The sequence below is a fragment of the Streptomyces sp. NPDC048331 genome, from assembly GCF_043201215.1.
GTDB lineage: Bacteria > Actinomycetota > Actinomycetes > Streptomycetales > Streptomycetaceae > Streptomyces.
In genome coordinates this window covers 1-10,099 of record NZ_JBICYT010000014.1, presented here as the reverse complement: position 1 = coordinate 10,099, position 10,099 = coordinate 1, and the positions used below count along the sequence as shown (strand labels likewise).

Here is a 10,099-nt window from a genome sequence, read left to right as displayed (position 1 = left end):
ACCCCACACGCGCCCCCTCCGACGCGCGCCCCCCCCCCCCCCCCCGCGGGGGGGGGGGGGCCCCCCCCCCGCGCCCGCCCCGCCCCCCCCCCCCCCCCCCCCCCCCACGTCTTCCGTCCCGCCGGCCGGGGGCGCGTTCAGCGCAGAACGGGGATCACGTCGCGCGTCTCGTCGACCTCGATGCCCGCGGTGCGGCGGCCGAACGGCTCCGGGGGAGCCTCGTCCGCACAGACGGTGCCTCGCGCGGGCAGGGCGAGCGTGGCGAGGTAGTCGTCGACCAGGGCGCTGACACAGGCGCTGCGGTGGTAGGCGGTGTGCCCCTCGGCGGCGAAGGTCAGCAGCCGTCCACTGTCCAGCGTCCCGGCCAGCGCCACGGCGTCCTGGTAGGGGGTGTCCGGGTCCCCGGTCGTCCCGAGCACCAGGATCGGGGCGGAACCGGCCGCCCGGTAGGAGCCCTGGAAACGGCTCGGACGTTCCGCCGACCACTGGGCGCAGGTGGGTGCGTGGTTGTGGTCGTACGTCGGCGGCCCCAGACCGATCGGCGGCCCCAACAACGGCGCGGACGCCGCCTCGGCGCCCACCAGCGCACCCAGCAGCGGCCGACTGCTCGGGTAGAGGCGGTCGGCACACTCCACGGCCATGTTGACGTTCAGGAAGTCGAACGACGCGGGTGAGGGCGGCGACAGCAGGAACGAGCTTTGCCGCGCCTGCGCCGAGCGCAGTGCCTGTCCCAGGTACGGCCAGATCTCCTTGCCCGCGTTGATGTTGAACATCAGACGGTAGGCAAGGGTGTAGCCGGTGGCCGGACGCCCGCTCGCCGTGATCACGGGGTCGGCGTCCAGATTCCGCTTCAGCTCCTCGAACGCCTGTCGCGGCCGGCCGTCGCCGAACCCGCAGGCCACCAGATCACGCCCGCACCAGTCCAGGAACCGGCCGACAGCCGCGTCCAGGGCGGCGAACTGCCCGGCGTCGTACGCGTACGGCACATCCGCGTAGCGGCGCGGGTCGTAGGCCCCGTCCAGCACCATGGCACGCACCCGCCGCGGGAACTGCGCGGCGTACACGGTACCGACGTAACTGCCGAAGGAGCGGCCGTAGAAGGAGAGCGTCTCCTCGCCCAGGGCCTGCCTCAGCAGGTCGAGGTCCCTGGCGTTCGACCCGGTACCGATGAACGGCACCAGGTCCCCGGAGCGCTCCTGGCAGGCGGCGGCGAAGTCGGCCCCCTGCCGCACGGCCTCCTTCAGGGCCCCCGGCCCGGGCACACCGCGCGCCCCGTCGACCGCCGCCGCGTACTCCTCGTCGTTCCAGCACTCCACCTGGCCGCTGCGCGCCACACCGCGCATGTCGTACCCGACGACGTCGAAGGCGCCGCGCAGGGACGCGGGCAGCGCCTCGTAGCTGCTACGGGCGAAGTTCACCCCGGAGTTGCCGGGTCCCCCGGGATGCAGCACCAGGACACCGGTGCGGTGCGCCGGGTCGGTCGCCGGGCGGCGGGTGACCGCGAGGGCGAGCGTGGGTCCGGCGGGCCGGCGGTGGTCCAACGGCACCTGGGCGGTCGCGCACTCGAAGCCGTCCTCCGACCCGTCGCACGGACCCCAGGACAGCACCGGGATGGGTGGCGCGCCCACTCCCGCCGGTGCCGCCGCCCCGGCCGCGGCACCGGCGGGAGTGGGCACGCCTGCCAGGAGCGCGGTGACCGCGATCAGGACCAGGGATATTCCCCACACCACGCGCCTGCGGGGGTCATCGGCCAAACGGGTCATACGGCGCTCCTCCGTCACGGATGTTCGGAACGGGCGACAACGTAACGGCCGGCCACCGTCCCTGTCGGCCCGCCAGGAGTTGATTCCCGACTACCGCCAGGGTTGTACGGCACCTCTCGCCCCGCAGCCCGGCCGTCCGGACCGTGACGGTCCGCCGCACGTAGAACGGCCGGCACCCCACACGTCCCGCCCCGTGTCCACGGACATTGCCCCGTCCGGGTGGACGGACAGTTCGTGGTCCTTGCCGGCGGACAGTTCATCTCCCGCTGCGGTATGACTTTTTGTCACCTGTTCGGGTGGGGGTGACGGGCCTGGTGGGGCCTGTCGTGTCGGCGCGGGCCCCTGGGTGGTGACCGGGTGACAGCCTTCAGGCGCCTGAGGGTTCGGCGTGCTCCGCGTTTCGGCGAAGCGGCAGCAGTTGACTGAGAGCGATGAGGAGGAGCCCACCGAGCAGGAAGGCGTTTCCGCCGAAGAAACGGGCCTCCCAGGAGACGCTCGGCAAGATTCCAAAGTAGAAGAGGCTCTGCAGAAGCGGAGACGTGCCCGTGAGCAGGGCACCAAGGCCGTGGAGCTTCGGCCTGCAGACGTGGCGACGCGCCGTGGGCAGGATCCACCCCGTCCGCAGTGTCACGATTCCCAGAGCGATCGCCAGCAGCCCCAAGAGTCCGCCCATTCCTACTACCCATGCCATGGTGCCGCTCCGCTCCGACCGCTGACAGGCCAGAAGCGCGAGTTACGCCCGGCCCGAAGATGCCCACATTATGGCTGGGCCTGGTGGGACCCGACCATGCCGGTGCCAGGCAATCTCCGCACTTCCCCACTGCCGTCCATACGCTGGCGGCTCAAGATCCGCCGGACAGTTCCTGACGTGGTGGCCTTGGCAGGCCGAGGCCGCGCATCTGGTGAGGTGCGTGGTGCCTGTCGACCCACTTCGCCTCAGGCCGTTGGGCTCCCAGTGCCGCGGTGGACTGGCCGGGGTGGGCAGTTCGGGGCCGGTCGGCACTGGGATTCCGGCCGGGCCCCGCGTGCCGTCGCCGGTTCAGGCGAGGGGGACGACGCCCTGGCCGCTGGTGGCCTGGGCGAGACGGAGGCTGGTGCCCTCGGTCAGGACGATGTGTGAGTGGTGCAGGAGCCGGTCGACGGCCGCGGTCGCGAGTGTCTTGGGCATGATCGAATCGAATCCGGCGGGATGGATGTTGCTCGTGACGATCACCGAGCGACGCTCGTAAGCGGCATCGATCAGCCGGTAGAACGCCTCGGCGGCGGCCTGGCCGCAGGGCAGCAGCCCGATGTCATCGACCACGATCAACTCGCAGCGGGTGATCTTCGCGACGGTCTTGGAGACCGAGTTGTCGACCGCGGCCCGGCCCAGAGTGGCGGTCAGCGACTCCAGGGTGAACCAGGCGACCTGCATGTCCTCCTCGATGGCTTTGTTGGCCAGGGCCTCGGCGAAGTGGCTTTTCCCCGTGCCGCTGGCTCCAGCGATCGCGAGGTTCTCCGCCCTGTGAACCCATTCCAGCGTCATCAGCGCCTGCTGGGTCGGCGCCGGGATCGAGGACTCGGCTTCCTTCCAGGAGTCGAAGGTCTTGCCGGAGGGCAGGTTCGCCTGCTTGCGGTGGTTGCGTTTGGTGGCCGCGCTGCGTCCGGCGATCTCGGCCTCCAGCAGGATCCGCACGACCTCGGCCGGGTCCCACCGCTGCGATCGCGCGGTCGCCAGGACCTCGGGGGCGGCATCACGCAGGTAGGGGAACCGCATGCGGCGGAGCACCGCGTCCAGCTCGGCCGGGATCGGGGGCGGCGCCGGCGGGGCCGGAACCGGGGTCGGGACACAGGCCGTGGTCGGGTCGGTGAGCGTGGTGGTCATCTGGATGCACCTCTCTGACGTGCCGGCACCGCGGATCGGTGCCAGCCTGGGTGAACAGACCTCCCGGCCGCCGCCTGCGGCGGCGGGGAGGCCCGGGCTCAGGGGTTTCGGCCGAAGGCGGCCCAGGCCCCGGTCCCGGGCTGGACCGAGTGGGCCTCGTCGGCGACGACCAGGTCTGAGGGCCTGGCGCCGGTGGCCCGGTAGCGGACGATGGACATGACGTCGTCGTCGGCGAACCTGCGTGCCGCGGCCGCGAGTCCGAGGGCCGCGTCGACCTCGCCCGCCCCGACCAGGGCGGCGTGCTCGACCGCGGCGGCCATCTTGACCCGCATCCGTGTGACGCCGTTCGCCGCGGCCTCGATCAGCCACTGCCTCGCGCCGGGCCCGAGTGCCAGGAACGCTTCCTCTTCCTGGGTGGTCGGTTTGACCTTCGGCGGGCGGGGCCCACCGGCCGGATCCTGCGGATGGTCCGGGTAGTGCGCGTTCACGATCACGGGCCTGCCCGGCAGCGAGAGCTTGTGCCGGGCGACCTCGGTCAGCCCGGCCGGCCCCTGGAGCCACTCCGGCCGGTGAGGCAGCCGGCCGACGTCGACCACGACGACGAGCTCGTCGCCGTCCGCGCGGACGAACGCCTCCTGCCCGACCAGGCCGGGCGGGGTCGAGTAACGGACCTGCCCGAACCTGACCGTCTGATCGCTCTTGACGATCCGCGACTCACCCAGCGCGAGTGTGTGGGGGCCGGGCGGCAGCGGGTGCAGCCGCAGCCGCTCGACATCCAGCGCGGAAGCCGGCGTCCTCAATGTCTCGCGGTGGATGCGCTGGTTGACCGTGTGACAGAACAAGGCGCAAGCGCCACTGAGTTCGGCGAAAGACTCGTAACCGGACCGAAGATTCGCCGAGGTCGGCACCAAGTCCGCCTTCGCGATGCGGACGGTGGCCTCCGAGCCGCCCTTGGACTCAGGATCGAACGGCACGCAGGTGTGGACCTGCGTGCCGTAATGCCGGCCCGCGACGACCACCTCGGGGTGACGGACCGGAACGCCGGCGACACGGTCGATGGTCACCGTCCGCTCGTTGTCGGTCAGTACGTAGGTGGGCACTCCGCCGATCTGACGCAGCGTCGCGTCCAGGCACGAGATCAACGTGGGCAGCGTGCGGTCCCAGGTCGGGATCACCACGCGATAGCGCGACCAGGCCAGCCACGCGCAGAACAACAGCGTCTGCCGCGGCTCGCCGTCAAGACCGGGGACCTTCGGCCCCCAGCCCCAGTCCGCCTGGAGCCAGAGCCCCGGCTCAGTGATCCACGGACGATACGTCCTGCGCTTGCCGGCCCGATACCGCTCCTTCGCCGCCGCGACCGCACGCCGGGTCGTGCGCTCATCGCCCGTGAACCCGAGCAGTTGCAGGCGCTCGTGGAGCTTGTCGGCGCGGACCAGGCTTTGCGACCGCTCCACCCACTCCTCGATCTTCGGAACGAACGGATCGATCTTCTTCGCCCGTACCGCCCGCGCACTCTCACTGGCACCCATGTCCCTCAGCCGTGCGTACCGGCGCACGGTCTTCGGGTCCACTCCCGCCAGCGCGGCAGCCGAGTGGACGCACTCAGTGGCGTCGAGAGCCTCGAAGATTTCCATAACTTCCCTGGCAGACTTCCTCAACGATCCCTCCGGCCGAACTCACTCACTCGATGTCGTCAACACCGAGCGTGAGCAGCCGGAGGGATCATTTGTTCGGAAACGAGGACGGTAGATCAGACTTTCGCCCGAACGGCCCTACCAGCAGGGAGATGAACTGTCCGCAGAGCAAGACCCGATTTGTCCGTCTACAAGGATCTTGCGCTGTCCGCTCTCACCCCGTCGGGCCCTCGTGCAAAAGGGATCTTTGGCGTGGACTCGTCCTGGGTGTCTTGCGGGGAGTGATAGGGCGTTTCCTTCGGATCATCTGATCGTTGGTTAATGCGGTCGTTGACTGACGCCCACTGGGCGAGGATCGAGCCTTTACCGCCGGACAGGACACCAAAGCGGGGCTGGCGTCGGCGTGATCACCGACAGGTGATCGACGCGATCGCGTACAAGTCCCGCACCGGTACTCCGTGGATGGACCTGCCCGGGCATTTCGGCTCGTGGGAAGGCGCCCACACCCGGCTGCGGAAATGGGCCGCCGACGGCACCTGGGTCAAGGTCTTCATCGCCTCCTCGCGCAGGCCGACGCCGAAGGCGACCTCGGCCGGATGGTCTCGGTCGACTCCACCATCGTCCGGGCTCACCAGCACGCCGCCGGGGCCCGTCAAAAGAGGCCCCGGCCGACGAGCCGCACGACCATGCCCTCGGACGATCCCGCGGCGGACTGACTACCAAGATCCACCTCGCCGCGGACAGCCAATGCCGCCCGCTCGCCTTCGTCCTCACACCCGGGCAGGCCGGTGACGCGCTCGCGTTCACCCAGGTCATGGCCCACCTGCGGGTGCCCCGGCCGGTCGGCTGACCCAGGACCACCCCGGATGTGGTCCCGGCCGACAAGGCCTACTCGTCCCGCGCCCTCCGAGCCCATCTCCGCCGACCAGGGATCCGGGCGGTGATCCCGCAACCCTCCGACCAGGCCGCGAACCCCAAGCGGCGGGGCCGGCTCGGTGGCCGTCCGCCAACCTTCGACCGCGAGCCCTGCAAACAGCGCAACACCGTCGAACGGTGCATCAACAAGATCAAGCAGTGGCGCGGTCCGGCCACCCGATACGACGAGACCGCCACCATCCACCTCGCCGGACTCCACATCGCCGCCATCTTCATCTGGTCAGCCAGATGACCCCAGCGGCTGCCTAGACCCATCCCTGGTCGAGGTGAACCGTCCAGGCGTCTCCCACTGCCTTGTGCAGTTCAACCAGGGCTGCAACGTCGGCGATGGCTGCCGGAGCGTCGGACAGTCGCAACGGGGAGCCCAGGACGCTGTTACGGGTGTAGACCGGCAGCTCGCCGTTGCAGTTGAAGGCGTGAAGCGATGGGGGAGCATCGTTGAACCACGCGGGAAAGTTCTCCTCGGCCCATGCAGCTGCGGCGTCGACACGATCCACATGCACCAGAAGACGCTCAGGAGCAGGCCCGCCACTGAACTGTACGAGGAAGCCCTGAGCGTCCACTGCCCACCAATCCCACATGAATCCAGGTCGGGGGTGCCGCAGGATTGTCGTCATGCCATCACCGTATCCAGGCCGGGCAAGACCGTGGAAGGTGATCCGAAGGAAACGGCCAAGGCCGTCTCTTTCGGATCTTGCAGGTCGGGCAGGATCTGAAGGAGTCGGCCCAGGCTGGGTGCTGTCGGTGGGGTGTCGTAGCGTCGGGGGCATGATCTCCGAGCCGACAGGCCGGGCCGCGGGCCCCTACGATGCAGCCTTCCTGCCGCGGCTACGGATGTCCTTCCGTGCTGCGCGCGAGCCGGTTACTGAACCGGTGTCGAAGTTCGGCGGGCAGCCGGTCTGGCTGGACGAACGGGCCTGGCCAGAGCATCCCCGTACAGGCGAGCCCCTGGTGTTCATCGGCCAGTTCCGAGTGCCGGGAGACGAGGTGCGCCTCGCGTACCTGTTCCTGCATGAGGAGGGTGTGGTCATGGGCGGCGACACTCCGGAGGACGGCGAGGCCGTCGTTCTGGTCCAGCCGGGTGGGCGGATACCGCCCTTCGCGTCGATCGGCTCCCTCGGCACACAGGGGCGGACCCTGTGGCGGTGGGGTCCGGACTACACGGAGGTTCCCGTCGAATGGCTCACAGACCTGACTCCGATGTCGCCAGAACTCGACGAGGCAGCCAACCAGGCCGCCGCCTGCTCTCGATGGCTGCGAGGCGAGGGCCCAGACGTCGAATACCCCGAGGAGGACTGGCCCAAGGACTTCTTGGGGGGCGAGGCCATCTACCCCAACGACGAGGCCTTCGGCATCGATGCATCTTGGCGGTTCCTCTGCCAGTTCGAGGATCGGGGTGAGGCGAAGGAGGACCCGTTCTTCCTCAACTTCGGCTACGGAACCGGCTTCCTCTTCCTCAGCTCCGACCACCTCGAAGGCCGGTTCATGTGGGACTGCAGCTAGGAGCTCTCTTTCGGATCACTTGTTGGCGGCTCGATCGCAGGGCCTGCCGGCTCTGGCGGAACTGCTGCCTGCGACGATGCGCTGGTGAGCTATGACCTTGCGGTGTGGGACGGCGACCGTCCACTCGATGACGACCAAGCGGGCTCGACCTACGACGAGCTCTACGAGCGCTACCTGGAGTCGGACCAGGTTGTCGTGCCTCCAGTGCCGCGCATTGCGGCCTACGTGGAAGCCCTCGTCACGCGATACCCGGACGACGACCGCAGTGTCGTATGGGCGTCACCGCCGGTCATCGAGGAGGCATCGGGCCCGATCGTGTACCTGCTCATGTCCTATGGCAAGGCTGAGGAAGTGTCCGAGTACGCCGCTGCGCTGGCTCGCGAGCACGGACTCGTCTGCTTCGACCCGCCAGGAGAATGCCTACGTCCGTGAACTGCGTGTTCTCAGCGGGCGGACCAAAAGAAGATTCCCGCGATGAGGAGGCCGGCGCGGTAGACCGTGGCGGTCTTCTCGTAGCGGGTAGCCAGGCCGCGCCACTGCTTGAGGCGATTGATGCAGCGTTCGACGGTGTTGCGTCGCTTGTAGGCCTCGCGGTCGAATCCGGGTGGGCGCCCGCCACCGCGGCCCCGGCGCTTGCGGTTGGCGATCTGGTCGGCAGGTTGTGGGATCACGGCCCGTATTCCGCGTCGTCGTAGGTGGTCCCGGATGGCCCGTGACGAGTACGCCCTGTCCGCCGACACCACGAATGGTGTGGTCCCGGGCCTGCCAATTCGACGCGGGACCCGGATGGCAGCCATCACGTGATCGAACGCCGGCGCGTCTCCGGCCTGCCCGGGCGTGAGCACGAAACACAACGGGCGACAGCGGCTGTCAGCAGCGAGATGGATCTTCGTGGTCAGCCCACCACGAGAGCGCCCGATCGCATGGTCCGCAGGTTCGTCAGCCGGGGCCCCTGTTTGCGAGCCCCGGCACCGTTCTGATGCACGCGCACGATCGTGGAGTCAACCGCGACGACCCAGTCCAGGTCGCCAGCGGCATCGGCCTGGGCGAGAAGCGCGGTGAAGACCCGCTCCCAGGTGCCATCGATGGCCCAGTTCCGCAGCCTTGTATAGACACCCTTCCACGAGCCGTACTCAGCGGGGCGGTGCACCCACTGAGACCCGGTCTGGAACTTCCACGCGATCGCATCGATCACCTGCCGGTGATCACGCCACCGACCGCCTCGCCTCGGGTCCGATCAGGCAACAACGGCTCTATCCGCGCTCACTGCGCGTCGGTCAACGGCGCAGCGATCCGATGATCGGAAAGAAGCGCCCTAGGGGGTGTGGTCGGGGTCGCAGGTGGCGCGGCGTTGTCCGATGGTGTGGAGGGCTCGTATGAGGCTTTCTGTGTCGTTGGTGCGGATGTGGTGGACGGCTCCGGGGGTGGTGAGGTTGTCGGGGTCGTGGGGGGTGGTTCCTGTGGGGGTGCGGAGTACGACGGCGCCGGGTGGGTCGAGGGCTCGTACGCCGTGGAGGACGTCGAGTGCGGTGGGGTTGTCCTGGAGGGTGCCGGGGAGGGTGAGGACGGTGATGTCGGGGAGGAGGGCTCGGGCGTGGGCGAGGGCCACGGCGGGTGTGTGGGCGTGGGAGATGACTCGGAAGTGGGGGTTGCGTTGGATCCGTGTCCGTAGGTGTTCCAGTTCCGGGCCTTCCGGTACGCCGACGATCAGGACTGTCATCACGGTTCCTCATCCTGCGTGGTGGTGGGGGTGTCCGTCGAGCGGGACACGGCGACTCCCGCCGTTCACCTGCTTCGGGGGCCACCGGGCGCTGTGTTGCGGTGGGGCGGGGTTGTCGGGTCCGGTGGGATTCATGCGGGTGGTGCGGGCGTGGTGGGTGTGGCGGGTGTGCTGGCGCCGGTGGGGTGGTCGTCGGCGGATCGGTCGTGCACGGGAGGGGCCGGGCGGGTCGGTCGGGTTCCGGCCGGGTCGTGTCGTGTTCGGTGCGCGTGTCGGTGTTCCTGCGGGTGGTGAGGTTCGACGCTGTGGTGGTGGGCGTCCTGGGCCTGGTTGGTGCCCGTGGCGGTCGAGGCCCGTTGCCGGGGGGTCGGGCGGGGCCGTCGGCTCGGGTGGCCGGGATCGGAGCGTCGTTCTGAGGGGGCGTGGTCCGTTCCGGAGGGTGCCGCTCTCCCCGGGGGCGTGGGAGTGCGGGTGTGGTGGGTTGCGGTCGTTGTCGGTGTTCTTGTGTCGGGGGACGGTCGGGTCGTCCGGGTGGTGGGGTGGTCCGTTTCGTGGTCGTGGTTCGTGTCGGTGGGCCTGCCGTGGGTGTCTCTTCGTCCCTGGTCCTGTCCTGCCCGGTCGGTGGTCGGCGGTCGGGGTGTTCTCTGCCGCCGGCCGTTGTCGGGGTTGCTGTCGGTGG

The 10,099-nt window shown here is 69.5% G+C and carries 7 protein-coding genes and 2 pseudogenes; 3 read left to right on the top strand and 6 right to left on the bottom strand.

Annotation, left to right across the window (positions count from 1 at the left end):
• Positions 1 to 137: 137 nt before the first annotated feature.
• The 3 genes from ACGFYY_RS20965 to istA form a co-directional block, all read right to left on the bottom strand.
• Entirely contained in the window at positions 138 to 1,763 is a 1,626-nt protein-coding gene (locus ACGFYY_RS20965) for an alpha/beta hydrolase (RefSeq protein ID WP_393711221.1), read from the bottom strand.
• A gap of 1,039 nt (positions 1,764 to 2,802) precedes the next feature.
• Entirely contained in the window at positions 2,803 to 3,627 is an 825-nt protein-coding gene (istB, locus tag ACGFYY_RS20960) for an IS21-like element helper ATPase IstB (protein WP_393711219.1), read from the bottom strand.
• A 98-nt stretch (positions 3,628 to 3,725) separates the two neighbouring features.
• The gene (istA, locus tag ACGFYY_RS20955) at positions 3,726 to 5,261 is read right to left on the bottom strand and encodes an IS21 family transposase (protein WP_393711217.1); all 1,536 of its coding nucleotides are present in this window, start codon (positions 5,259 to 5,261) and stop codon (positions 3,726 to 3,728) included.
• 321 nt (positions 5,262 to 5,582) lie between these two features.
• Between istA and ACGFYY_RS20950 the strand changes: the two are divergent.
• Positions 5,583 to 6,429: pseudogene (locus ACGFYY_RS20950) on the top strand (IS5 family transposase).
• A gap of 13 nt (positions 6,430 to 6,442) precedes the next feature.
• On the opposite strand, the gene ACGFYY_RS20945 reads toward ACGFYY_RS20950, so the two are convergent.
• Complete coding sequence (locus ACGFYY_RS20945; protein ID WP_393711215.1) at positions 6,443 to 6,814, bottom strand: hypothetical protein; 372 nt, start codon at positions 6,812 to 6,814, stop codon at positions 6,443 to 6,445.
• Positions 6,815 to 6,965: 151 nt separating this feature from the next.
• Here ACGFYY_RS20945 and ACGFYY_RS20940 point away from each other — a divergent pair, with 151 nt between their 5' ends.
• The gene (locus tag ACGFYY_RS20940) at positions 6,966 to 7,700 is read left to right on the top strand and encodes a hypothetical protein (protein WP_393711213.1); all 735 of its coding nucleotides are present in this window, start codon (positions 6,966 to 6,968) and stop codon (positions 7,698 to 7,700) included.
• Between the two features lie 84 nt (positions 7,701 to 7,784).
• Positions 7,785 to 8,132, top strand: coding sequence for a hypothetical protein (locus ACGFYY_RS20935; protein WP_393711211.1), 348 nt, complete (start codon positions 7,785 to 7,787; stop codon positions 8,130 to 8,132).
• 11 nt (positions 8,133 to 8,143) lie between these two features.
• On the opposite strand, the pseudogene ACGFYY_RS20930 reads toward ACGFYY_RS20935, so the two are convergent.
• Positions 8,144 to 8,957 (bottom strand): annotated as a pseudogene (locus ACGFYY_RS20930) (IS5 family transposase).
• Between the two features lie 58 nt (positions 8,958 to 9,015).
• Complete coding sequence (locus ACGFYY_RS20925) at positions 9,016 to 9,420, bottom strand: hypothetical protein (RefSeq protein WP_393711209.1); 405 nt, start codon at positions 9,418 to 9,420, stop codon at positions 9,016 to 9,018.
• Between the last annotated feature and the right edge of the window lie 679 nt (positions 9,421 to 10,099).